The following is a 23,788-nucleotide window of genomic DNA, read 5'->3' as shown; positions in this document are numbered from 1 at the left end:
CCGGAAAGCTCACCACTCGTCCTCATCTTCCCAGTCTTCGTCCTCCCACTCTTCCTCCCAGTCCTCGTCCTCCCATTCCTCGAGCTCGAACTCCTCGTCAAGGAACTCCTCTTCCTCATCCACCACTTTCTTCTTCTTGGGTGGGTCCATACTCTCCCCTCGTAAGATGTTCGCGGGGGGAGCCTATAAATTTTACCGCCTCGAAAAAGGTTTATATCCCCCGTGAGAAGTGGAAACCATGAGGGTCGCGATTATCACAAACGACGCGCGGGTCTACTACACTGCCACGAAGGTCCTGAAGGAGTACCGAATTCCCTTCCTGAGCCTGCGCGTTGGCGAGAGGATTCCCTACGACGTTGAGGTCGTCCTGACAGGCGAGAGGGATAAGGTGGACTTCCCGGTCAAGGTCATCGTTCACGATGAGAACTTCATAGACGAACTCCTCGCGAAGCTCGAAGGGAGGGAGAGGTTTAAGAACGTCTTCATCGCAATAGACCCCGGAGCGAGGCCGGGTTTGAGCGTGGTGGCCGATGGAAGGGTTATAGAGGTTCACCGCCTCGGAAGCCCGAGGGACGTTGAAATCGTTGTTGACCTGCTTGAGAAGTACCCAGGTGCGAGGATAAAAATCGGCCACGGCGCTAAAAGGCACAGGACGATGACCCTCAAGGCCCTCGGCGAGATGCTGGGCTACGATTACCCGATAATCGTCGTCAACGAGTTCAGAACGACGCCAAAGGTTGGAGGAATCGAGAGCTCCTCCGTCGTTGACATAGTCGCTTCAATCAACATCGGCCTGAGGGGCGGAAGGGAGACGACGATAGGGGAGCTCCTTGAGGTAAAAGAACCCACGAAAAGGGAAATCGAGGATATTAAGAGAAGGAGTAGGGAGCTGAGCGGTAACATAACAATCCCCTCAAGCCTCGCGAGGGAGGTTGCCCTCGGGAACCTGACCCTTGAGGAGGCGATTGAACTTCACAGGAGGCGTTCAAGATGATATTCGGAAAGGAACCCGAGAGGGTTGATGAGGTTAAGCTCCGGGTTGCCGAGGCCCTGAAGAGGGACGTCGGCAGGGGCATAGTTAGATTTGACAGAAAGTACCAGAGGCAACTCGGTGTTGAACCGGGCGACATCGTCGAGCTCGTCGGCGAGAGGACGACGGCAGCGATAGTGGCGAACCCGCACCCGGACGACAGGGGACTCGACATAATCAGGATGGATGGCTACATTAGGAGGAACGCGGGGGTGAGCATAGGCGACTACGTGACTGTCAAACGCGCTGAGGTTCAGGAGGCGAAGAAAGTAGTGCTTGCACCAGCCCAGAAGGGAGTATTCATCCAGATTCCTGGAGATTTGGTCAAACAGAACCTCCTCGGCAGGCCCGTCGTCAAGGGCGACCTCCTCGTTGCAAGCAACAGGAGCGAGACCTACTACGGCGGCTCCCCCTTCGACGACCTGCTGCGCGGTCTCTTCGAGGCGATGCCTCTCGGCTTCGGCGAGCTCAAGTTCGTGGTTGTAAACACGGTTCCCAAGGGAATAGTCCAGATAACCTACAACACTGAAGTGGAGGTTCTCCCGCAGGCCGTTGAGGTCCGCGAGGAGAGCATTCCAGAGGTCACCTACGAGGACATCGGTGGCCTGAGCGACGCGATTCAGAAGATTCGCGAGATGGTCGAGCTTCCCCTCAAGCACCCAGAGCTCTTCGAAAGGCTTGGAATCGAGCCTCCGAAGGGTGTCCTGCTCTACGGTCCGCCGGGAACGGGTAAGACGCTCCTCGCCAAGGCTGTCGCCAACGAGGCAAACGCCCACTTCATAGCAATCAACGGACCCGAGATAATGAGCAAGTTCTACGGCGAGAGCGAGGAGCGCCTAAGGGAGATTTTCAAAGAGGCCGAGGAGAACGCCCCGAGCATCATCTTCATCGACGAGATTGATGCCATCGCTCCGAAGAGAGAGGAAGTCGTTGGAGAGGTCGAGAAGAGGGTTGTTTCACAGCTCCTGACTCTGATGGACGGTCTCAAGAGCAGGGGCAAGGTCATAGTCATCGCCGCAACCAACAGGCCGGACGCGATTGACCCCGCGCTGAGAAGGCCAGGAAGGTTTGACAGGGAGATTGAGGTCGGTGTCCCGGACAAGCAGGGCAGGAAGGAGATACTCCAGATACACACCAGGGGAATGCCCCTTGAGCCGGACTACGACAAGGCCACCGTCCTCAGGATTCTGAGGGAAATGAAGTCCAAGGGCTCCTTCGATGAGAAAAAGCTTGAATCGCTGATTCGCAGGGTTGAGGAGGCAAGGGACGAAGGGGAGGTCAAGGAGGCCCTCAAGAGCGAGGGTGAAATCTACGCTGAAGTGCGGAGCAGGCTCATCGACAAGATGCTCGAGGAGATTGCCGACAAGACGCACGGGTTCGTTGGAGCAGACCTCGCGGCATTGGCCAGAGAAGCCGCGATGGTCGTCCTGAGGAGGCTGATAAACGAGGGCAAGATAAGTCCAGAGCAGGAAAAGATACCGCCGGAGGTTCTTCAGGAGCTCCGCGTCAGGAAGGAGGACTTCTACGAGGCCCTCAAGATGGTCGAGCCGAGCGCTCTCAGGGAGGTTCTCATAGAGGTTCCCAACGTCCGCTGGGACGACATTGGAGGCCTTGAGGACGTCAAGCAGGAGCTTAGAGAGGCGGTAGAATGGCCCCTCAAGTACCCGAAGGCGTTCGAGAGGCTCGGCATAACGCCCCCAAGGGGCATACTCCTCTACGGTCCGCCGGGAACGGGTAAAACGCTACTCGCGAAGGCCGTGGCAAATGAAAGTGAGGCTAACTTCATCGGAATCCGCGGGCCGGAAGTTCTGAGCAAGTGGGTTGGCGAGAGCGAGAAGAGGATAAGGGAGATATTCAGGAAGGCCAGGCAGGCGGCTCCGACGGTGATATTCATCGACGAGATTGACGCGATAGCGCCCGCGAGAGGTGCTGAAGGCGACCGCGTTACGGACAGGCTCATCAACCAGCTGTTGACTGAGATGGACGGCATAGAGCGGAACAGCGGCGTCGTGGTTATAGCGGCAACGAACAGGCCCGACATACTCGACCCGGCCCTGCTCAGGCCAGGGCGCTTTGACAGACTCGTGCTCGTTCCGGCGCCCGACGAGAAGGCCAGGCTTGAGATACTGAAGGTCCACACGAGGCGCGTCCCCCTCGCGAAGGACGTCAACCTTGCTGAGCTGGCGAAAAGGACTGAGGGCTACTCCGGTGCGGACTTGGAAGCGCTGGTGAGGGAAGCGGCACTGATAGCGATGCGCAGGGTCATGCGCGAACTGCCGAGCGAGCTCGTTGAGAGCGAGAGCGAGGAGTTCCTTGAGAGGCTAAAGGTTTCAAGGAGGGACTTCGAGGAGGCCATGAAGAAAGTCAAGCCCAGCATAACGCCCTACATGATTGAGTACTACAAGAACTTCGAGGAGGGCAGGAAGAGGAGACATGAGAAGGAGCGCGGAGGCGTGGACTACTACACCTTCTGACCGTTTTACAACCGGAAGTTTTTCTAACTTCCTTTTCTCCAAAAAAGGTTAATGATTTAAGGACTTTCCAGCAAGGAATTGCGATGGATTCAGTCAGGTTACTCAGAAGAACCCTCGCGGGCATCCTCGTTGCAATACTAACAGTTGGGTTAAGCTTGGCTGTGCCGGACATCAGCGTGAAGGTTCAGCCCCTCGGCTTGGGAGCATGCCAAGTTAAGAGCCCGATTACGTGGGCGACGATTACCCTTCACTGGTCAAAATCGGGGGGGATTATTCAAACGTGGACGCTCACTGGCGCATCCGTTGTTTTTTCTAATGATGTCCATGGAGAGTTCAATTTTACGATTCAGATTAAAATCCAGGGGTACCGTTCATTTTGGGACTCTACTCCAACCACTGACCTAGTCAAAGGTACTTTTTCAACAAACTCGGGTATCTTAGCCGGGACAGTGTATCAGCTCACGTTGAACGCCAGTCCTAACTATGCAGTGTCCCCATTCTTTAATTTCCCAGAACCAGAAATTGTTAATGCCGTAGGAACCGTAGCTGGCGGGATTGCTTTGTGTCCAGGGGAGATTTCCCTAGTATCCGAGGGAATCGGCACTGGTTCAACGAGCTACTCACCACCTCCACTGAACGTCAGCGAGATTAGAATAACTGTAAACAACACTGGAAATCCAGAGCTGAGAAACTACGTGATTAACTTCACAGTTTCTCCATCGTGCGTTCCGGACCTCTCCAAGGTTTACGTAACGAATTCCTCCGGGAAACAGCTGTATTTCTGGGCGTTCAACGATTCAACCAATGGAAAAATATGGTTCTGGGTGAACTATACCGTGCCAGCAAACTCCGTGCGGGAGATAATAATACACCTCAACGGAACGGGGACGAGTCCGTATTTTGACCCAAACAGGGTGTTTTGGAACTTTACCGAGAATTTAGAGCTGTCCGAGATGATGCTACAAGTGATTGGTGTGAATCTTTCAAGGATTTCCGCACGTGGATACACAGGCTACGTCATTGATACCTATGCCAACTTAGATGTTCCCAATAGCTATCATCCAGGTTCGATGTTTTTGGGATTTTATCAGTATAGGAGGGGTATCTACTATCTACATGGAATCGGTATCAATTACTGGGTATCATTTTCAACGTTATCTTATTCATATCAGCTCGGGTCAGTTACGCTTGCGGGCACCAATCCAAGTCAGCTTAGCCTATGGTCGTATAGTGTGGTGAATGACAACATTCCACTATCCTCAAGTGGATTGTATTCAGTGGCCTTCAACAATCTGACTAAAAACATAGGCCTTTATCTAAACGGGACCTTCCTTGGTTCTACTAAGGTTAGAGGAACCCTAATTCCACCCATCTTGGGGCAGTACAATGCCAATAGTGGCAGTCACTACTACTGGATTGGCGTCCGACCCTTTGCGAGCAGTCCCCCCAGAGTATCCCTCCCCACAACGTGTTCTGCCCCTTCCAGTGGGACCTACACTTTCACCCTCTACTTCCGCCCCTGATACCACTCCACCGTCTTCTTAAGTCCCTCTTCGAGGCTCCACTTCGGCTCGAAGCCGAGCTTTTTGATTTCAGTTATGTCCGCGAGGCTGTGCCTTATGTCGCCGGGCCTCGGCTTGTCGAAGATTATCGAGCTCGTTGTCCCGGTTATCTCGATTATTTTCATCGCGAGTTCGAGAATGCTCGTCTGCTTTCCGGTTGCGACGTTGAAGACCCTTCCGTTGGCGCGCTTGCTCTCGGCCACGAGAATGTTCGCCCTAACGACGTCCTTCACGTAGATAAAATCCCTCGTCTGCTTACCGTCACCGAAGATTACGAGGGGCTCTCCGGCCAGGGCGCGGTTTATGAAGATGCTTATCACTCCCGCGTACTGGTTGAAGCCCTGTCTCGGCCCGAAGACGTTGAAGTAGCGGAGAGAAACCACAGGCAAACCGTAGAGCTCGTGGTAAACGCGAAGGTACTCCTCGGCAGTTGCCTTCGTCACACCGTAGGGCGAGAGCGGTCTCGGCCGTTCCCTTTCCTTCAGCGGGAGGTTGGGGTTATCGCCATAGACCGCCGCCGATGATGCAAATATGAGCTTTCCATGTCCATCAAGAAGAGCCCTGAGGATGTTGAGGGTTCCGAGAACGTTTACTTCCTCGGTGAAGACCGGGTCACGTATGCTCTCGACGACGCTCACCTGGGCCGCCTCGTGGAAGACGTAGTCGGCGTTGCTCACCAGTTCAGCTATCGCCTCGTAGTCCCTCACGTCGGCCTTAACCAGCTTCGCTCCGGGCGGAACGTTTTCGGCTTTCCCGGTGTAGAGGTTGTCAATAACGATGACCTCGTTGTCCCTGACCAGCTCCCAGGCTATGTGCGAGCCTATGAAGCCGGCTCCCCCGGTGACGACGATTAGCTTGTTCCTCATGTTCAACCCCAGGGGAGTAGAACCGGGCCCCTTAAGTCTCTTTCTCCGAGTAGCTCATCCTGAGCTTCACGGCCTTCATCAGGTCGTCCTTCGTGGGGGGTCTCTCGGGGACGTTTGAGTAAGCATCAACGAGGTCGTTTATGATTATGGCGAGCTTTTCTAGGATATCCTTGCTCTTGTTCCAAGGCGTTGCGTAGCGGAACTCAATAATCTCCGCAAGGTCGTCCAGGGTGAACTCGCAGATTATCTCTTCACTTGGGCACTCAACGAGAAGCAACTTGCCGTTTTCCAGGACAACCCTAACGTTAACCTTTGGGGCCTTCACCATTGGGCATCACATTACTACATTGGGCACCAACGTACTTTAAGGTTGTGCTCCGGGACGTTGAAATTCTCAAGACCACCGGCAGAGGATTAACAAATTTCTGCTAATTTCGAAACCATTATAAGGCCCCTATTGACTTAAACATTGGTAAGGAGCCATGCCGAGCTACATCGTTGTTGGCGGTCAATGGGGAGACGAGGGCAAGGGTTCCATCATAGCGTACCTTGCCCTGAAGGATGAGCCTGAGGTCATAGCACGCGGCGGCGTTGGGACGAACGCAGGACACAGCGTTTTTATCAATGGAAAGAAGTACGCGGTGAGACAGCTTCCAACCGGTTTCATGCAAAGGAAGGCGAGGCTTCTCGTCGGAGCCGGCGTCCTCGTTGACCCGGAGGTCTTCTTCCACGAACTTGAACACCTCAGGGACTTCAACGTCGCCGAGAGGGTTGGAATAGACCACCGCTGCGCGATAATCGAGGAAAAGCACAAGCAACTCGACCGCTCCAACAGCCACCTCCACGAGAAGATAGGGACAACGGGAAGCGGTTGCGGGCCGGCTAACGCAGACAGGGTCATGAGAAAGGCAAAGCTCGCAAAGGACATCCCCGAGCTCGAGCCCTACCTGACGGACGTGGCGGAAGAGGTAAACGACGCGCTCGACGAGGGCAAGCTCGTCCTCATCGAGGGGACTCAGGGCTTCGGGCTGAGCCTCTACTATGGAACCTACCCCTACGTTACCTCCAAGGACACCACAGCTTCCGCCATCGCGAGTGACGTCGGAGTTGGCCCGACGAGGGTTGACGACGTCATAGTGGTCTTCAAGAGCTTCCCGACGAGGGTCGGTGCCGGACCTTTCCCGACGGAGATGAGTCAGGAAGAGGCAGAGAGGCTCGGTCTCGTTGAGTACGGAACCGTAACCGGCAGGAGGAGGCGCGTCGGCTGGTTCGACTTCGAGTTCGCCCGCTACTCCGCGAGAATCAACGGGGCAACGATGCTGGCTTTAACGATGCTCGACAAGTACGATAAGAACGCCTTCGGCGTAACCGATTACGATAAACTGCCGAGGAAAGCGAAGGAGTTCGTGGAAGAAATAGAGGAGAGGGTTGGGGTCCCCGTCGGGCTCATAAAGACCGGACCCGAACTGGAGCACATCATCGACAGGAGAGACGTCATTTGACGGCGTACTTGCCTTCGACCTGGGCCAGCTTGAGCTTTGAGGTGATGCCGCTACCGGGAACGAAGTCGTGCTCGATTAGCTCTCCGGTGAGGGTGTTGTACTTGCCGAAGTAGATTCCCCTCCTTCCGACTCCTTTTATTCCCGCGTAGCCCTCCTCAAGGTTGTGCGCTATCCACTCAACCTCTATGGTGTCCCCGTAGCTCTTCTTCACGAACTCCGTGAAGGCCTTGGTTATGACGCTCTCGATGTACTGGTAGTCAAAGTCGAGAACCTCTCCGCTCGTCCTGTGAACCGTCAGCCTTCCAAAGGCCTTCACACCGGTGAACTCCACCTCCCAGTGGTCGGACAGCTTGAGGCCTTCAATTGAGGGGCTCGGTTCGACTTCGCGGATTTTTGCGAGAGCGATTTCCTCAACGACCTCCTTCTTGAGGAAGCGGTCGAGTTCCTGAATTTCGCCGGAGCGGGAGACGAATACCTTAACGACGTCCCTGTCGCCCTCAAGAGTGAGTGTAAACCCTTTCTCAACCTCCTCGGTGAAGAGGACACTGTAACTGCGGTACTTCCTGACCGCGAGTTCAACCGCCACGCTGGAGCCTATCTCAAGGGCTCTCTCAAGGATTTCCCCGGTCTCGCCGTCGTATGCCAGGTACGCACGGAGACCGTTGCCCCCGAACTCCGCCCTGACGACCTCGTGGTCCATAACCTGACAGGACTTCAGCTCAAGGTCCTTGACGACCTCCAGGATTTCACCGGCGGTCTTTCTTAGAAACTCCTCTGGGGAGCCCAGGTCCCTCGTGTCAACGATTTCGCCCGTTTTCTGGTCGAGTTTTAGGACGAGAACCCTTCCCCCCGCCAGAAGGTCAACGAAGACCGCACTGGGGCGCCTCTCAACGCCTATGACGTGCCCATCGCTGTACTTTGAAAGAACGACCTCAAGCATCGCCTCCTCGGTAAGCGCTGGCTGGAATCTCCTAACGCTTCCGCTGTAGGAGTTCAGCTCTATCTCAAAGAGATACCTCCGGGTCTTGCCCCTCATCAAGGTAAAGCGTCCCCTGCGGACGATTTCCAGGGCAAGGGGTTCTTCACCGAGTTCCCTCCTGACGCGCTCCTTAGCCAGCTTAACGAGCTCTTCTTCACTGAGTGGCTCCCCCTCAGCACTCACGCGACCGACCGTGAAGTCGAAGGAAACCTTTACTGTCTGGGGCCCAATGGAGAACAGAATTTCTGCTCCTTCCGGCACGTAAGCCTTCCTCGAGTGTAGAACCCTCAAGTCAAGCCAACCGCGCCGAGCGGCCTCCTCAACGACGGGCTTTGTTGGGTCTGTTTCCTCCCCGACCTCGACTTCGGTCGCCAGAACTGTTGCAACGTCCTCAAGGAGAACTTTCATCGCAAGCCCCTTGAGCTCGCCATCAACGTTCAGAACAAGCTTTTTGCCATCATAAAACGCCTTACCGCTCTCGTTTTCTCTTGACCACGAGACGACGTAGACAGGCCTGAACTTCAGTTTCAGACCCTCAATCTTGAGCTCCTCCGGCCGGACGCTGAATTTATAAGATACAACCCTCTTGGCTTCGTCCACGAGCTTTTGAGACGAAACGGGCTCCACGAGGGGACCATCGAGGACGAACTCCTTCAGCTGTTCGGGTCTCTCACGCTCGGGAATGAACTTCTCAAGAAGGGTTCGTGGGGGCTCTATGGAGTAGCGATTGAAGGCCTCCGCAAGCCACTCTGGCCCAAGCACAGTAATGCCCTCGAGACCGTAGTCAAGCCCGTCGAGGGCTATCAAAACAACCCTGCCGTGCCCGGACAGCGCCTTTTCAAGCCAGTCCCTCCGGGGCTTTCCGCGCAACAGTGCAACGGCAAGCGTCTCTTTTCCATGAAATGGGTCTTCTCTTTCCCCTGTGACTATTATGAGGCGCGATTTACCTCTCCTCTTGTATTCCCTTCCGGTTTCATTAAAGCCGGCCCTGCTGAGGAGCTCGGCTAGTCCCTCAACTATAAAATCCTCGGGTGCGAGCAGTATTATCGAAGGTTCCCATGGCATAGTGACTCCCCATAGAGATTGGGATGCGGAGAATAAATAGTTTATGGCCCGTAAAAAAGGGTTAATTATCACCCCGAGTAAGCCCTATCAACGAGCCACCTGACAATTGTTCTATGAAACTCATCCGCCCACTCGGGGTCTTCGAATATCTCATGATAGGCACCTTCGAACTCCCTGAGCGTTTTATCTTCCACTTTAAGCCTTTCAAAAAGCCTTTTTGAGCCTTCGGGGGGCGTTATTACATCTCCGGTTCCAACGAGCAGGAGAACCGGGACTTTTATCCTGTCAGCCTCCCGGTGGGCGAGCTCCATGTTAACGAAGATGCTCCTTCCGAGCTTCGCCGAAATCCTGTCGTGGACGAGCGGGTCTTCAACGTACCTTCTCACCGCCTCCTTGTTCCTTGAGAGAAGTTCCGGTTTTATGCCGTTGGAGAGAACAAGGCCGGGGGCGACCTTTCCGAGGAATTTCGCAAGGGACACCATGAAGCCCGGCGTCTCGGGGCTCTTGGCGAGGGCCGGCGACGAAGCTATTACGCCCCTAATCTTATCGGGCCTCGTCTCGGCGTATCTGATAACCGTCAAACCGCCGAGGCTGTGGCCGAAGAGGAAAGGCTTCTCACCTAATTCCTCAATTATGTAATCAATTATTTCCATGGCCTCCTCAATGCTTGTGTGCCCCCTCTTTCCGGGGCTCTTTCCGTGACCTGGCCAGTCGAAGGCGTAAACGGCAAAGCCGGCCTCGTTGAGCTCCCTAATCAGCCGTCCGTACCTTCCGCTGTGCTCCCCAAGGCCGTGAACAAGGACGACCCAACCGAGCTCCGGTTCGCCGAACTTGGCCTTGTAAACCTCCATCTCAATCACCCAGCCAAACCCGTTTGAGCGGGAGAACGTCAAAATCCTCATCCTCGCTAACTATGGCCTGCAGACCGTTGTTCTCTATAACCGCAACGTGAAGGGCGTCAGAGGGGCGGAGGTTGTATTTCGTGATTATCAGTCTGGCGGTTAGATAATCAAAGACCGTTAGTGGGAGAACTTCAACGTAGGGAAGAACCTTTTCGTCTATGAACTCAATCGAAAGCTCGTATGGTACACTGTACTTCTTCTTTGCAACGTGAATGGTCTCGTCAAGAACCAGCGGACTTGTGTAAAGGTCGTGATTCTCAATCAGTTCGGCGTAGAACTCGATTATCTTTCTTTCGTCTTCAGGTGTCTTGGTCAGGAGGTAAACGAAAAGGTTGGTATCAATGAAGAGCTTCATTCCTCAATCCCCCAGACCTCATCGAACTCATCTTCGAGGCTTATTCCCTTCAGCTCTCCGAGCCTGGCGGGCTTGCCTTTGGCTCTCTTGTGCTTCCATTCGAGGAGCTCTTTAATCAGCTCCTCTTTGCTTTTCTTGGGCATGATTATCAGTCCCTTATCAGTGGGCTCAACTATAACCTCTCCGCCTTCCTTTATGCCATAAGCTTCACGGAAGACCTTGGGGATGACAATCTGCCCCTTGGGGCCGACCTTGAGGCGTATGCTAACCAAAGGTATCACCATGTATAACTCGCGGTTCAACAAAATAAAGCTTTCGAGAGAAAAGGGCTTAGGGAGAAAACGGACTCTCCCTGAGCTTCTCGTTGGTGAAGCGGACGAGCTTTTCGACGTCCTTCTCTATCGTCTCGGGCTCGGGCTTCATGAGCACGTAGAAGACGTTGGTCTTGGGCGTCAGAGAAACGTGCTTGACGTTGTGGGGCTTTGAAAGGCTCTCAACGAGCTCCTTGAGCTTTACCACGTCCCGTTTCTTCTCGTAGAGGGCCTCGTACTCCTTGCCCGCTATCTCAATCGTCTCCCTCTGGAGAAATTCCTCGTTCTCGATGTTCGGCTTCAGCCTGTAGTAGCCCTTCTGAATGAGGTGGGCCTCGCGCTTAATCTCGGCGAAAGGTCTGATGACGAAGTAAATCTTGTCGTGCCTGCTCGTAAGGAGCGCTATCGGGAAGTAGAGGAGACTGTGCCTCGGCAGGAGCGTTAGCGTGTACTCGAACTTCCTGATGTTGTCGCGGTTCACCTTATAGCTCGCCCTGAAGCCGATGTAGCCGCCGAGCCACACGTAGTCCTTGTCCTCTGGCTTTACGACCTCCTCAATTGAGCGGAGGTAGTGCTGCATCAGCTGGAGGTTGAGCTTCCGGCCCTTGTAGAACTGGAGCGTTGAAGCGCCGGCGATTACGAATATTATCGCGAAAAGCGTTGCATTATCCATCGTCCTCATCCTCCGGGTAGTACCTCTGAAGGGTTCTCATGTCCAGTATCTCAAGGTTTGGGACGTCGGAGAGGGCTTTAACTATTTCCTCGACAATCCTCCTCTGGACGGGCCAGCTGAGGGCGTGCTGGAACGGATGACTGAGCCCCTCCGTAAGCCGTAGATAAATGACAACCCCATCCTCATCCGCCTTAACGTGAACGAGGTTCAGACCTACGATGTCCTCTCCCGTTAGGGGCTCCTTAACTTTCCTGAGGCGGGCGTAGATTTCCTCCTCCCTCAACTATTACCCCTCCAATCTTGCTGAGCCACTCCAGACCCCTGGGCTCCTCCGGAAGGACTGGAATCTCCACGAGGGCAACGTCCCTGAACTTCCGCCTTACCTCCTCAAGAACCCTTTCCTGTGCCTCAAGCTTTGCCTTTAGCTCGGGAACGCTGACACGGAGCACCTTGTTCATAACAATCATATTGAATGGAACCCTGAACTTCTTCAGGCTTTCATAGGCCCTCTCGGTCTCGTAGAGAGGAAGCATTTCGGGATTCATGACGGCTATAACTGAAGTCCTGTCCGGGTCGGTTATGATTTTTTCCACAAACTCCACTTCGGAGCGGTAGGCCTTGAGCTCCTTCATAACGGGGTCCTTGTCCTCCTCGAAGGGCAGCTCACTTTTTCCGTGGATGTTCGCTATCGCGGCACGCCGTTCGAGTATCGCCCGCCGTATCTGAATCAGCTTGTCCGCCCAGATTATGGAAATCCTTGGCAGGGCCAAAACGCGGAGCGTTAGGCCCGTGGGAGGGGTGTCGAAAACTATCACATCCCACTCATCACCGCGCTCGAGGATTTCTCTGACGGCCTCGAGGGTGGCGTATTCCTCTATCCCCGGGGAGTACCTGAGGACTTCGAAGTACTTCTCAAGGTTTATCACCGTTAGATAGCGGTAGGTGTGCTTCATGCTCTCCTCTAAGTGCTTCAGGTAGGCCTTTATGAGGCCCTCCATATCGAGTTCGCTCGCGTAGAGGTTCTCCGCGATTTTCTTTGGTCTGTCGCTCAGCTTCACCATGAAGACGTCACCGAGATTGTGTGCCGGGTCAAGGGAGACTATAAGCGTCCTGTACCCCCTCTCAGCCAGCGCTACTGCCGTTGCCGCGGAGCTCGTGGTCTTTCCGACTCCACCCTTTCCTATGAAGAACAGCACCCGGTAGCCCTTCTTTGGCTGAAGGAAGTCGAGCATGCTCCCACCTCACGTGATTTCAAACATCCCCGCCAGTTCCCCGAGGAGGTCGTCCATGTCAACGGCCCTCTCGTGCATAACCCTGAGCTCGCGCTCCATGTGAGGCAGAAGCCTTATGACCAGCGTCGTGGGAGGACTTGGGATGCCGACGAACGAGCCCATGAGGATTAGGGCAAAGACGTTCTCAAGTTCTCTCAGCTCGAACTCAAGGTACTCCGTTGACTGGTGTTTGAAGGCCCCGAAGAAACCCTCCAGGAACTCTTTAATACCCCTCAAAGGGTTGTCTCTCATTTTTATCACCCGAAAATAAATTGGAAAAGAAAGTCAGGCCGCGCTTGCAGTGTACTCCTCTGTTGGCCTCTTCCAGGCAACCCAGAAGTCCCAGGCGAGGAGCAGGTTGAGGACAAGGCTGACGACGAGCGCTCCCTTGACGGCTATGAGGTACTGGCCGACCATTGGGACGTAGATGAGGTACCAGATTATTGCGGCCGTTACGGTAATCCACAGGAAGAGCGCCGGTATGAGGACGGCCCAGCTCCACTTGCCAGCCCTCTGAACCTTCGCCACCCAGAGAGCGGCTGTCATCATGGCTATGCTGGCGAGCATCTGGTTCATCGCGCTGAAGGCAGGCCAGATGACCTTGTATCCAGCACCCCATGCGAGGTAGGTGCCGAGGCCCGCGATTATTATCGAGGCGACCCACTTGTTGGTGAGGGTCTTGGCTATTCCCTTGCTCGTGTCGGTAACCATTCCAAAGAGCTCCTGCCAGGCGAAGCGGCCGAGCCTCGTCGCGGTGTCGAGTGATGTCAGTGTGAAGGCCGAGACCCAGAGCGTTGCGAAGGTCTTTCCAAAGGTTTCGCTGACCCCGTAGAAGTCGTGGACACCCTTGGCGTAGCCCCCAATGAAGGTTCCAAGGCCACCTTTGGTTATGTACTCGGTGGCCCACTTGTCGGCTGGAATTCCGGTGAGGCCAACTCCGTAAACGGCAATGGCAGTTATGACTATCGTCGCGAGGAAGCCCTCAGTGAACATTCCACCGTAGCCAACCATGAGGCCGTGAAGCTCGTTGTCGAGCTGTTTGCTTGTAGTTCCGGAGCCAACCAGGGAGTGGAATCCGCTGAGCGAACCACAGGCGATTATAAGCGGAATCGTTGGCCAGAACGGTGAGGGAACTGCCTTGGTGCCCTCGCTGGTTATTCCCTTGACGACGTGGGCGCTCCAGCTGGTGAAGGCCGGTGCGGTGAAGTTCTTGGCGAGCAGTATGAAGGCAACACCTCCGAAGATGAGGCCGAACCAGAGGACGTAGGCGTTGAGGTAGTCCCTGGGCTGAAGCAGAATCCAGACCGGGAGCGAGGCCGCTATAATGATGTAGACCATCAGGATTATGTTCCAGTAGTGGTACGCAGTTGTATAAGCGGCTGAAGTTGTATCGGTCTGTCCCTCAACGAAGACGAGCGGATACTTGAGACCGAGCCAGACTGCCACTATGAGCAGGCCGATACCGATTAGGGTCGCAACCTTGAAGTCTATCTTGACCTTGTAGAGCAGGTATCCGAGTATCACCGCGACGACCAGGAAGAGCAGTGTAGCGGTTGCCGCCTGGGGAGTAATGGTCAGCAACTTTGCAGTCACCGCCACGAAGGCCGCAACGACGAGGAGCAGGGCGAACCAGATGTAGACCTCGAACGCCACTCCCGTCCTCTTGCTCATTAGCTTTCCTGCAATCCACTGGACGGACTTACCATCGTAGCGCACAGATGACATCAGGGCCAGATAGTCATGGACGGCACCGATGAAGACGTTTCCGAACCACACCCACAGGAGTCCCGGAAGCCAGCCCCACGCCATCGCCACCGCCGGACCGACGATTGGTCCTGCACCGGCTATTGAAGCGAAGTGGTGGCCGTAGAGAACCAGTGGGTTCGCGGGGACGTAGTCAACCCCGTCGTAGAGCCTGTGGGCCGGCGTTGGCCTGTTGGGGTCGGCCTTGACGACCTTGTTCTGAAGGGCCTTGCCGTAGGTGAAGTACATGCCCAAATAGATGGCGCCGGCCAGCAGTATTATTACAGCGGAGTTCATGGTTGCACCTCCAGGAAAGTTTTGCACTACAGTGTACATATTGCGTACTTAAATGCCTTTCGGCAAAAGCCCGAAAATGTTTCGACTTTTCACAGAAAGAAGGAGAAGAAAAGAGATTTTCAAGGAAGGGCGCTTAACACGGCCCCTCGTCACTCCAGTTCTACTAGTGGGTCGCCGGTGTTGACGGTGTCGCCTTCTTTGACGTAGATTTTTTTCACAACGCCATCTTTCGGAGCGGGGATTTCGTTCTCCATCTTCATAGCCTCAAGCACAACCAAACCCTGACCAGCCTTGACCTCCTGACCCTCGCTCACGAGAACCCTCAGGATTTTTCCGGGCATTGGGGCAGTGACGGTGTTGGGCGAAGCACTCGCGGGAGCAGGCGAGGGTGCAGGAGCACTAACCGGGGCGGGAGCAGGAACTGATGCAGGGGCTGAAGCAGAAACAGGGGCGCTGACCTGAGCCGGAACGGCCCCCTGAACCCCCGACAGATATCTGAGCGCGTTCAAATCCACTCCCTCAATACCGACCTCGAACTCGACGCCGTTGACGTATATCTTCACCTTTGAGGCCTTCTTGGGCGGTTCGACCTTCACCCGCCCTTCGGCCCTCGCCCTAAAGAACTCAAGGGCGACCTCGGGGAAGAGGCAGTATGTTAGAACGTCCTCCTCCTTGTGGAGGTAGCCGAGCTCCTCAAGTTTCTTCCTGCACTCCTCAAGCTGGGGCTTGAGCAGGCTTCCCGGCCTCTCCCTTATCGGCTCCTCGTCGCCGAGGACGAGCCTTTTGAGCTCGGGGTTTATCTCCGCGGGAGGCCTTCCGTAGAGCCCTCTGATGTAGTCCTTGACCTGCTGGGTTATCTGCTTGTACCGGCCAAAGAGGACGTTGAGGACGGCCTGGGTGCCGACTATCTGGCTTGTCGGGGTCACGAGCGGGGGCCAGCCGAGGTCTTCTCTAACGCGCGGAATCTCCTCGAGAACCTCATCGAGCCTGTCGAGGGCGTTCATCTCCTTGAGCTGGGCGATGAGGTTAGAGAACATTCCGCCGGGAACCTGGTACTTAAGGACGTAGGGGTTTACCATGAGCGTCTCCTTGTGAAGTAACCCCCAGTACTTCTCCTCAAGCAGTTTCTTCAGGTAGCGGGAAACCCGGTGGATTAGCTCCCTGTCGAGGTGGCTTCCAACGGCCTCGGGAAGGGCGTGCCATATCGTCTGTATTCCCGGCTGGGCCGTTCCAAAGGCGAATGGACTTATGGCGGTGTCGATGTAATCGGCCCCAGCCTCAACGGCCTTCATGTAAGTCGCCACCGCCATTCCAGTCGTGGAATGGGTGTGGACGTTAACGGGGACGCCGTAGGTTTCCTTTATCTCGCTGACTAGCTCGTAGGCTTTCCAGGGAGTAAGCAGGCCGGCCATGTCCTTAATCGTTATGACATCAACGTCGAGCCTTAAGAGTTCCTCGACCTTTTTCATGTAGTACTCCAGAGTGAAGATTTTGCCGGTTGTGTAAGCTATCGCTCCCTGCACCTCGGCTCCGACTTCCTTGGCCTTCCTTATTGCGACCTCCATGTTCCTAACGTCGTTGAGGGCATCGAAAATGCGGAAGATGTCTATTCCGTTCTTGTGGGCCAGCTCGACAAACTTCTCCACAACATCGTCGGGATAGTGCCTGTAACCGACGACGTTCTGACCGCGGAGGAGCATCTGGAGCTTCGTCTTCCTTATGTGCTCCCTGAGGAGGCGGAGCCTCTCCCACGGGTCTTCCTTGAGATAGCGTATGCAGACGTCGAAGGTCGCTCCACCCCAGACTTCCATCGAGTAGAAGCCTATTTTGTCCATGGTCTCCGCTATCTTCAGCATATCCTCCGTCGTCATCCTCGTCGCTATGAGCGACTGGTGAGCGTCACGGAATGTCGTGTCTATAATCTCAACCCTCGCCAACTCAATCACCTCCGGTGCGCAGAAAAGTACATAGCTTTAAAAGCCTTACGACGGGGAAAGAAGAAGAGTTAGACAGATGTCGAAATCAGAGCAGGCCCTCGGCCTTCGCCGCCTCCTCAGGGTCCTCGTTCCTGTGGACAACGCGAAGGAGGGCTTTTATGAAGGGCTCCGGGTTCTCGCGCTGGAAGATGTTCCTTCCGACGACCGCTCCAGAACCCCCGGCCTCTATGACATCCCACACGAGCTTGAGGAAGTCAACTGGGTTCTCGGTCTTGGCACCGCCGCTCAGCAGAACGGGAACTCCTGCGGCGGCATCGACGACCTTTGCAAAGGTCTCCTTTGAGCCGGTCCAGTAGGTCTTTATCATGTCCGCACCGCTCTCGGCGGCCGCCCTAGCCCCGTACATGACGACGCGGTAGTCCTCTTTCCTGCCATACTTTTCGTTGATGTACGGGCCCCTCGGGTAGGCGAACTGCACAACCGGGAAGCCGAGGTCGTGGGCGTAGCTCGCTATCTCCGCGAACTGGCGCATCATGACGTCCTCCTGAGGCGAGCCCCAGTAGACGGTCGCCGCTATCGCGTCGGCGCCAAGCTTGACGGCATCCTCAACGAAGCCCAGCTGGCTCTGGAGGAGCTGTTCCTCCTTCGGGCGGAGGTTGGTCTTGCTGGTGAGCTTTATCATCAAACCAACGTTGGGCTTGACCTCATCGCCGGCAATCCTCGCGATTCCGGGGAGCATCATCACGCCGTCTATTCCGGCCCTGACAACCTTGCGGAGGATTATCCTCGGGTTAACGTGCTCCCAGTGCTCCTCAAAATCGGTCGGCCCGTGCTCGAAGCCGTGGTCCATCGCGAAGATTAACGCCCTCCCGTCCCTCCTGAAAAACCGCCTGAGCCTTCTCCTAATACCAACGCTCTGGTACGCGTCCATTTACATCACCGTGAGTGATATATTCAAGGAGGATTTAAGGTTTTCCCCAGGATAGGAGTTACTATGAGTAATGGTTTTCCGCAATCGTTTAAACTGCTTTCGACGAACGGTGAAATGGTGTTCAAGTATGGAGTGGCGGATAATTCGGCTCACGGAGGTCGGCTCGACCAATGATTACGCGAGGGAGATAGCGGAGGACGTCCCAGAGGGAACCGTTGTAATTGCACGGAGGCAGAGGGCGGGAAGAGGCCGAAAGGGGCGGAACTGGGTTTCCCCTGAGGGAGGCCTCTGGATGACGGCGATTCTGAAGCCGAAGTCCAGCCCTGAGCACGTTCCGAAGCTGGTCTTTGTTGGGGCTCTAGCGGTTGTAGACACGCTCGCGAGGTACGGAATTCCCGCGGAGATAAAGTGGCCCAACGACGTTCTCGTTGATGGAAAGAAGATAGCCGGAATCCTGAGCGAGTGCAAACTTAACTCCTTTGCCCTTCTCGGAATAGGACTGAACGTCAACAACAGAGTTCCCGAGGAGCTCAGGGACTTGGCAGTTTCAATGGCCGAGCTCATCGGTCGAGAGCTGAAGCTCGAAGGAGTTCTCGATGCCCTACTCAGGTCTCTCTCCTACTGGTACAGCCTCTTCAAGAGCGGTCAGCATGGGAAAATTCTGCAGTCAGTTCGAACTAGGAGTTCGGTTCTCGGAAAGGACGTTGTCATTCTTGAAGACGGAGAAGTGGTGCTTAGGGGAAGGGCCGTTGGAATAGACGACTCGGGGGCCCTTCTCGTGGACACGGGAAAATCCGTGGAGAGGGTAATCTACGGCGACGTCTCCCTTCGCTTTCGATGAATCACGCTTCATATTTTGACGTTTTGTCAAAAATCCTGCGAAAAGGTTAAAATCTTCACGTCTTTAATATTAATCCCGCCGATTAACTTTTGGTATGTTGCTTGAATAGCAGGGGGTGAAGGCATGGGACTGCTGAGAAAATACCTCGACTATCCTGTTCTGTGGAAGATACTCTACGGTTTGATTTTGGGTGCGATTTTTGGACTCATCGCAGGTCACTTTGGCTGGACCGACTTCGTGGCAACGTACATCAAGCCCTTCGGTGACCTGTTCGTTAGACTGCTGAAGATGCTCGTGATGCCGATTATACTTGCATCGCTCGTCGTCGGTGCGGCGAGCATAAGCCCCGCCCGCCTCAGTCGCGTCGGTGTCAAGATAATACTCTATTACCTCGCCACGTCCGCTATGGCAGTGTTCTTCGGTCTCATAGTCGGCAGGCTCTTCAACGTTGGCGCCAACGTCAACCTCGGCTCAGGAACGGGCAAGGCGATTGAAGCTAAAAGCCCCTCCCTCGTTCAGACGCTCCTCAACATAGTGCCCACCAACCCCTTCGCCTCACTGACCAACGGGGCGGTCCTGCAGGTCATCTTCTTCGCCATAATCCTGGGAATCGCCATCACTTACCTCATGAACAGGCAGGAGGAGCGCGTTAGAAAGTCAGCCGAAACCCTTCTCAGGGTCTTCGACGGCCTGGCCGAGGCGATGTACCTCATCGTTGGCGGTGTCATGCAATACGCGCCGATAGGCGTCTTCGCGCTGATAGCCTACGTCATGGCCAAGGAGGGCCTTAAAGTCGTCGGCCCGCTCACCAAGGTCGTTCTTGCCGTTTACCTCGGTCTCTTCCTGCAGATTGTCATAACATACTTTATCCTGCTCAAGGTCTTCGGCATTGACCCGCTCAAGTTCATCAAGAAGGCCAAGGACGCAATGCTCACCGCTTTCGTCACGAGGAGCTCGAGCGGAACCCTGCCAGTGACCATGCGCGTCGCCGACGAGGAGATGGGCGTTGACAGGGGAATCTACTCCTTCACCCTGCCCCTCGGCGCCACGATAAACATGGACGGAACTGCCCTTTACCAGGGTGTCACCGTTCTCTTCGTTGCCAACGCCATCGGCCACCCGCTCACGCTGAGCCAGCAGTTGATAGTCGTCCTCACAGCGGTGCTCGCCTCGATAGGAACCGCGGGCGTTCCGGGAGCTGGCGCCATAATGCTCGCCATGGTTCTCCAGAGCGTTGGCCTCGACCTAACCCCTGGAAGCCCCGTTGCCTTAGCCTACGCAATGATTCTTGGCATTGACGCGATACTCGACATGGGCAGGACGATGGTCAACGTTACCGGAGACCTCGCGGGAACTACGATAGTTGCCAAGACCGAGGGGGAGCTCGACGAGAGCAAGTGGCGCGACTGACCCTTTCCTTTAATTTTGGGCAAACTTAATATACCCTCCCCCGTTTTTAAGGCCAGGACAACTGGAGGTAAAGTTACATGAGGAAGTTTGGATTTTTGGCAGTAGCTCTTCTGCTCGTCGGAATTATCGCGGGAGGAGTTTCAGCGTCCAACGACTACAAAGAGGTGCAGGAGAACGAGTACTGGGTTTCATGGGACGGAAGTGCCAACGTAACTCTGAAGACGATATTTTACAGTCCCGAAGAGATGCTGAACCAGACCAAGGAGAGCATACTTAAAATGGGGCTCAAAAACGCGACGCAGTTGTTCATAAGTCAGGAACAGCAGGCCCTCTCACAGCTCGGTCTCAGCCTGGAGAACGCAACAGCCCAAATCCTCGGCTACAACACAACCGGGCCCCTTGTGACGGTGATAAATGGCACCATACCCAACTTCGCGCGCTACTACTCCTACGACAACGCCTGGGAGATTTCACTAGATGCTTTACGCATAGTTGACCTTTCAAGGATTGACCCGACGGCAGTTAACGGCTCGATGTACCTTGAGAACTACTTCACCGTGCACCTTCCCCCGGGAGCCAAGATTGAAAACGTAACCAAGGGCTTCAAAGTTGAGTCCAACGGCAGTTACATCCAGCTGGACGTCAACGTGACTGGGGACACAGTTAAGGCCCACTCGATTATCTACCTTAAGAAGGGCATTACAAAGGACGACCTGAAGGTTCTGTACGCCAAGCTCGAGCCGGTCATGATTAAGTACACGGGAAAAGCCGGTGTGGAAAACTACACCACCTGGGAGATGAGGATATACAACAACATAACCGTCGAAGGCGACAAAACAATCCTCGACACCGTTGAGGAGTACGTCAAGCCGGAGGCATACATTAACTATATAAAAGTCCAGTTCGCCTACCAGGGACTTCAGCAGGCAGAGCAGAGTCTTTACCAGAGATACGCCCAGATGTTCCAGAGTAAAGGCATAAAGGTCATCTCCGGCAACGTCTCAATACTCAACGTCAACTCAACGGGGCCGCTGGTTGTGAAATACCACTGGGTTCTTCAGGGGTTCGTGAGCAAGGTCAACGACACATACATCTACGACTACGACCCGAAGCTTGAACTCGGAAACATGAGCTTTCCATACAGGCTCAACGCGGCCATCAACGAGACGAAGGTTACCAGGATTAAGCTCCCCGAAGGCTACGAGTTCGTTTCACTCCCCAAGAGCATAGAGGTCAAAACAACGGCAGGCAGTGTCGTGATGAAGGTAACCAAGCTCAACGACCGCGAGGTTCTCATAGAGAGCAACGTGTACATTCGCTACGGCGTCCCGGCCGATGCTTACAAGGCTCTTATGGCCCAAGTTCCAGACAACGTCGAGTTCAAATACGTTGTCAAAGCCGAAGAAGGAAACGGCATCTGCGGACCGGCCCTTATAGTTGGCCTCGCCGTTCTGCCGCTCCTCCTCAGGAGGAGGCGCTGACCCTCTTTTCTTTCCCACACGAAAAAGCTTAAAAACGCATTCCCAAAGCATCAACAGGCATTGTGAGGGGAGGTGTGACCATGTCAAGGAACAAGCCGCTCGCCAAGAAGCTCAGGCTCGCGAAGGCTAACAAGCAGAACAGGCGCGTTCCCGTCTGGGTTATCGTTAAGACGAACAGGAAGGTTCTCACCCACCCGAAGAGGAGGCACTGGAGGAGAACCAAGCTCAAGGAGTGAGGTGATGTAAATGCCGATTGAACCCGGTCAGGAAGTCATATTCGTCGTTCCCATCAGGAAGATAAAGAAGCGCGTTCCGCGCTGGAAGAGGGCCCCGAGAGCGGCTCGCTTCGTCCGCGAGTGGATAGCGAGGCACGCCAAGGCCGAGGAGGTCAAGCTCGACCCGGCCGTCAACGAGAAGCTCTGGGAGCGCGGAGCGGAGAAGCCACCCAACAAGCTCCGCGTTAAGGTCGTGGTCGAGGTAGTTGACGGCAAGAGGGTTGCGAAGGTCTCCCTGGCCTGATTTTAACCACTTTTTAGAGGTGAAGAGATGCACATCGAGAGGCTCGATTTTGAAAACTCCCCATACCTCGGCGTTTACGGCTTCGCCACCGACAGGGTAGCGGTGATTAGAGAGGGCCTCGGCGAGAAGAAGCTAGAGGTCCTCAGGGAAGTTTTGAAGGTCCCGCTCATCGAGACGAGCGTCATGAAGTCGCGCATCGTCGGCATATTCGTTGCCGGCAACTCCAACGCCCTGATAGTCCCCTGGTACATCTGGGACGCCGAGCTCGACTTCATAAACGCCCAGCTCAGGGAGTACGGGATTGACATGGAGGTCGTCCCCTTCCAGAGCAGGCTCACTGCCTTCGGAAACCTGATTTTAGCGAACGACAAGGGCGCTTTAGTTAGCAAGGACTTCACGAGGGAAGAAGCGAGGAAGATTGAGGACATCCTTGGCGTTCCGGTTGAGAGGGGAGTCATAGCCGACTATACAGCGGTTGGAAGCGTCGGCGTCGTCACGAACAAAGGCGGTCTTGTGCACCCCGAGGCGACCGACGAGGAGCTTGAGTGGCTGAGCGACCTCTTCAAGGTCGATATATACGTCGGAACCGCCAACATGGGCGTTCCCTTCGTCGGCTCGTGCATGATAGCCAACTCGCACGGCGTCGTCGTCGGACACCTGACGACGGGTCCGGAGATAGTGAAGATTGAAGAAGCTTTAGGCTTCCTCGGATAAAGCTTAAAAGTTCACCGTCAAAGGCCCGCTGAAGGAGGGATGGAAATGGAGGTCAAGGTCTACCGCGTTAAGGGAACCTTCCAGAGGGGTAAGCTCAAGCAGCCCTTCACCAAGGAGTACCGCGCTCTCAAGCCGGAGCACGTTGAGGAGCTCGTTTACTCCGAGATAGGGAGCAAGCACCGCGTTCCGAGGACCAAGATATGGATTGAGAGCATCGAGGAGATAAAGCCGGAAGAGGCCGAAGACCCGGTCGTCAGAAGGCTCAGCCTTGAGCTCTGATTTCTCTTTTCCACCCCAGAACCCTCGACTGGTAGTGTCTCTTCGGAAAGATTTCGAGCGGGTCAATGCCTTTCTCCCTGAGGAGGTGCCTCAGCTCAACCTCGTAGTCCGCCTTCTCAAGCTCCTCGCTCTCCCGGATTTCGACGACGAAGAGCTTCTCTGTCAGCTCGCGTATCGTCTTGTAGCCAAGGCCGAGGAGGGGCCGAATGTAGGCAACCCCAAAGCGGTCCTCCAGCGACCTCGCCTTAGGCAAATCGAGGAGCGGAACCCTGTCGTCCCTCCGCGTTCCGTCGCTCACCCTTTCTACCTCAGGAAGAGAAGCCAGAGCCTCCAGAGCCCTCTCGTGGATGAACTGTATCGCGTTGTTCGGGTGGCCGTCGCTTATTGCCATCTCCCCGGCTTTTTCAAGGATTTCAACAGGGAGCTCCAGAACCCTGTGCCTGAAGCCGAGCCTTTCAGCGGTCTCCCTCGCGTACCTCCAGTTGTCGAGCAGGCCGAAGGTGACCGTTACGAGCTCGACCTCGTAGCCGAGCTGGCTTAGAATCCACGCGGCCAAGCTTGAGTCCTTCCCGCCGGAGTAGAGGTGGTGAACCTTCATCCTCATCACCTTTTCCCGGGGCTTATTAGCGACCGCAGGGGTTATTAA

At 55.1% G+C, this 23,788-nt stretch carries 26 protein-coding genes; 11 read left to right on the top strand and 15 right to left on the bottom strand.

From position 1 onward, the window contains the following. Positions 1 to 9: 9 nt before the first annotated feature. On the bottom strand, positions 10 to 150 hold the full coding sequence (locus E3E30_RS01765; protein ID WP_156927381.1) for a hypothetical protein: 141 nt from the start codon (positions 148 to 150) through the stop codon (positions 10 to 12). 88 nt (positions 151 to 238) lie between these two features. On the opposite strand from E3E30_RS01765, the gene E3E30_RS01760 reads away from it, so the two are divergent. The 3 genes from E3E30_RS01760 (at position 239) to E3E30_RS01750 (ending at position 5,027) form a co-directional block, all read left to right on the top strand. Further along, the gene (locus E3E30_RS01760) at positions 239 to 994 is read left to right on the top strand and encodes a hypothetical protein (protein WP_042690297.1); all 756 of its coding nucleotides are present in this window, start codon (positions 239 to 241) and stop codon (positions 992 to 994) included. Continuing rightward, positions 991 to 3,504, top strand: coding sequence for a CDC48 family AAA ATPase (locus tag E3E30_RS01755; protein WP_167728228.1), 2,514 nt, complete (start codon positions 991 to 993; stop codon positions 3,502 to 3,504). The genes E3E30_RS01760 and E3E30_RS01755 overlap by 4 nt, the downstream gene beginning before the upstream one ends. Positions 3,505 to 3,587: 83 nt before the next feature. Further along, positions 3,588 to 5,027 (top strand): hypothetical protein, encoded by a 1,440-nt coding sequence (locus E3E30_RS01750; RefSeq protein ID WP_167728227.1) that lies wholly within the window; start codon positions 3,588 to 3,590, stop codon positions 5,025 to 5,027. On the opposite strand, the gene E3E30_RS01745 is transcribed toward E3E30_RS01750, so the two are convergent. Next, complete coding sequence (locus E3E30_RS01745; RefSeq protein ID WP_167728226.1) at positions 5,012 to 5,932, bottom strand: SDR family oxidoreductase; 921 nt, start codon at positions 5,930 to 5,932, stop codon at positions 5,012 to 5,014. The genes E3E30_RS01750 and E3E30_RS01745 overlap by 16 nt on opposite strands. A gap of 31 nt (positions 5,933 to 5,963) precedes the next feature. Beyond that, positions 5,964 to 6,257, bottom strand: coding sequence for a hypothetical protein (locus E3E30_RS01740; protein WP_167728225.1), 294 nt, complete (start codon positions 6,255 to 6,257; stop codon positions 5,964 to 5,966). 157 nt (positions 6,258 to 6,414) lie between these two features. Here E3E30_RS01740 and E3E30_RS01735 point away from each other — a divergent pair, with 157 nt between their 5' ends. Then, on the top strand, positions 6,415 to 7,434 hold the full coding sequence (locus tag E3E30_RS01735; protein ID WP_167728224.1) for an adenylosuccinate synthetase: 1,020 nt from the start codon (positions 6,415 to 6,417) through the stop codon (positions 7,432 to 7,434). Here the strand turns inward: E3E30_RS01735 and E3E30_RS01730 are convergent. The 11 genes from E3E30_RS01730 to fba all read right to left on the bottom strand — a co-directional run bounded on the left by E3E30_RS01730 (position 7,427) and on the right by fba (position 17,898). Then, positions 7,427 to 9,478, bottom strand: coding sequence for a hypothetical protein (locus E3E30_RS01730; protein ID WP_167728223.1), 2,052 nt, complete (start codon positions 9,476 to 9,478; stop codon positions 7,427 to 7,429). The genes E3E30_RS01735 and E3E30_RS01730 overlap by 8 nt on opposite strands. A 68-nt stretch (positions 9,479 to 9,546) precedes the next feature. Further along, a complete protein-coding gene (locus E3E30_RS01725) occupies positions 9,547 to 10,329 on the bottom strand; it encodes an alpha/beta hydrolase (RefSeq protein ID WP_042690316.1) in 783 nt (260 codons plus the stop codon). Between the two features lies 1 nt (position 10,330). Next, positions 10,331 to 10,735, bottom strand: a complete 405-nt coding sequence (locus E3E30_RS01720) for a type II toxin-antitoxin system VapC family toxin (RefSeq protein WP_167728222.1) — start codon at positions 10,733 to 10,735, stop codon at positions 10,331 to 10,333. Further along, entirely contained in the window at positions 10,732 to 11,019 is a 288-nt protein-coding gene (locus E3E30_RS01715; protein WP_240922559.1) for an AbrB/MazE/SpoVT family DNA-binding domain-containing protein, read from the bottom strand. Before E3E30_RS01715 ends, E3E30_RS01720 begins: the two co-directional genes overlap by 4 nt. Positions 11,020 to 11,065: 46 nt before the next feature. Further along, entirely contained in the window at positions 11,066 to 11,719 is a 654-nt protein-coding gene (locus E3E30_RS01710; protein ID WP_167728871.1) for a hypothetical protein, read from the bottom strand. Continuing rightward, a complete protein-coding gene (locus tag E3E30_RS01705; protein WP_042690328.1) occupies positions 11,712 to 12,002 on the bottom strand; it encodes a hypothetical protein in 291 nt (96 codons plus the stop codon). The genes E3E30_RS01710 and E3E30_RS01705 overlap by 8 nt, the downstream gene beginning before the upstream one ends. Beyond that, on the bottom strand, positions 11,962 to 12,951 hold the full coding sequence (locus E3E30_RS01700) for an ArsA family ATPase (RefSeq protein ID WP_042690330.1): 990 nt from the start codon (positions 12,949 to 12,951) through the stop codon (positions 11,962 to 11,964). The genes E3E30_RS01705 and E3E30_RS01700 overlap by 41 nt, the downstream gene beginning before the upstream one ends. A 9-nt stretch (positions 12,952 to 12,960) precedes the next feature. Then, positions 12,961 to 13,242, bottom strand: coding sequence for a hypothetical protein (locus E3E30_RS01695; protein ID WP_042690333.1), 282 nt, complete (start codon positions 13,240 to 13,242; stop codon positions 12,961 to 12,963). A 33-nt stretch (positions 13,243 to 13,275) separates the two neighbouring features. Next, on the bottom strand, positions 13,276 to 15,030 hold the full coding sequence (locus E3E30_RS01690) for a carbon starvation protein A (protein ID WP_042690336.1): 1,755 nt from the start codon (positions 15,028 to 15,030) through the stop codon (positions 13,276 to 13,278). 149 nt (positions 15,031 to 15,179) lie between these two features. Next, positions 15,180 to 16,967, bottom strand: coding sequence for a pyruvate/oxaloacetate carboxyltransferase (locus E3E30_RS01685; protein ID WP_167728870.1), 1,788 nt, complete (start codon positions 16,965 to 16,967; stop codon positions 15,180 to 15,182). Between the two features lie 85 nt (positions 16,968 to 17,052). Continuing rightward, positions 17,053 to 17,898 carry a class I fructose-bisphosphate aldolase gene (gene fba, locus E3E30_RS01680; RefSeq protein ID WP_167728221.1) on the bottom strand — a complete coding sequence of 282 codons (846 nt, stop codon included), beginning with the start codon at positions 17,896 to 17,898 and terminating at the stop codon, positions 17,053 to 17,055. Between the two features lie 127 nt (positions 17,899 to 18,025). On the opposite strand from fba, the gene E3E30_RS01675 reads away from it, so the two are divergent. The 7 genes from E3E30_RS01675 (at position 18,026) to rpl18a (ending at position 23,142) form a co-directional block, all read left to right on the top strand. After that, positions 18,026 to 18,739: a biotin--[acetyl-CoA-carboxylase] ligase gene (locus tag E3E30_RS01675; protein ID WP_167728220.1), complete on the top strand. Its 714-nt coding sequence runs from the start codon at positions 18,026 to 18,028 to the stop codon at positions 18,737 to 18,739. A 123-nt stretch (positions 18,740 to 18,862) separates the two neighbouring features. Beyond that, complete coding sequence (locus tag E3E30_RS01670) at positions 18,863 to 20,149, top strand: dicarboxylate/amino acid:cation symporter (RefSeq protein ID WP_167728219.1); 1,287 nt, start codon at positions 18,863 to 18,865, stop codon at positions 20,147 to 20,149. Between the two features lie 77 nt (positions 20,150 to 20,226). Further along, positions 20,227 to 21,630, top strand: a complete 1,404-nt coding sequence (locus E3E30_RS01665; protein WP_167728218.1) for a CGP-CTERM sorting domain-containing protein — start codon at positions 20,227 to 20,229, stop codon at positions 21,628 to 21,630. A gap of 80 nt (positions 21,631 to 21,710) precedes the next feature. Further along, the gene (locus tag E3E30_RS01660; RefSeq protein ID WP_042690350.1) at positions 21,711 to 21,866 is read left to right on the top strand and encodes a 50S ribosomal protein L39e; all 156 of its coding nucleotides are present in this window, start codon (positions 21,711 to 21,713) and stop codon (positions 21,864 to 21,866) included. Positions 21,867 to 21,876: 10 nt separating this feature from the next. Beyond that, on the top strand, positions 21,877 to 22,149 hold the full coding sequence (locus E3E30_RS01655) for a 50S ribosomal protein L31e (RefSeq protein ID WP_042690353.1): 273 nt from the start codon (positions 21,877 to 21,879) through the stop codon (positions 22,147 to 22,149). 27 nt (positions 22,150 to 22,176) lie between these two features. Further along, on the top strand, positions 22,177 to 22,863 hold the full coding sequence (locus E3E30_RS01650) for a translation initiation factor IF-6 (RefSeq protein WP_167728217.1): 687 nt from the start codon (positions 22,177 to 22,179) through the stop codon (positions 22,861 to 22,863). A gap of 45 nt (positions 22,864 to 22,908) precedes the next feature. Beyond that, positions 22,909 to 23,142 carry a 50S ribosomal protein L18Ae gene (gene rpl18a / locus E3E30_RS01645; RefSeq protein WP_167728868.1) on the top strand — a complete coding sequence of 78 codons (234 nt, stop codon included), beginning with the start codon at positions 22,909 to 22,911 and terminating at the stop codon, positions 23,140 to 23,142. Here rpl18a and E3E30_RS01640 read toward each other — a convergent pair. Then, a complete protein-coding gene (locus E3E30_RS01640; protein WP_167728869.1) occupies positions 23,126 to 23,740 on the bottom strand; it encodes a 7-cyano-7-deazaguanine synthase in 615 nt (204 codons plus the stop codon). The two genes, rpl18a and E3E30_RS01640, sit on opposite strands and share 17 nt — an antisense overlap. Positions 23,741 to 23,788 lie beyond the last annotated feature (48 nt).

This window comes from Thermococcus sp. 9N3, from assembly GCF_012027685.1.
GTDB lineage: Archaea > Methanobacteriota_B > Thermococci > Thermococcales > Thermococcaceae > Thermococcus > Thermococcus nautili.
This window is presented reverse-complemented; position numbering and strand designations above follow the sequence as displayed.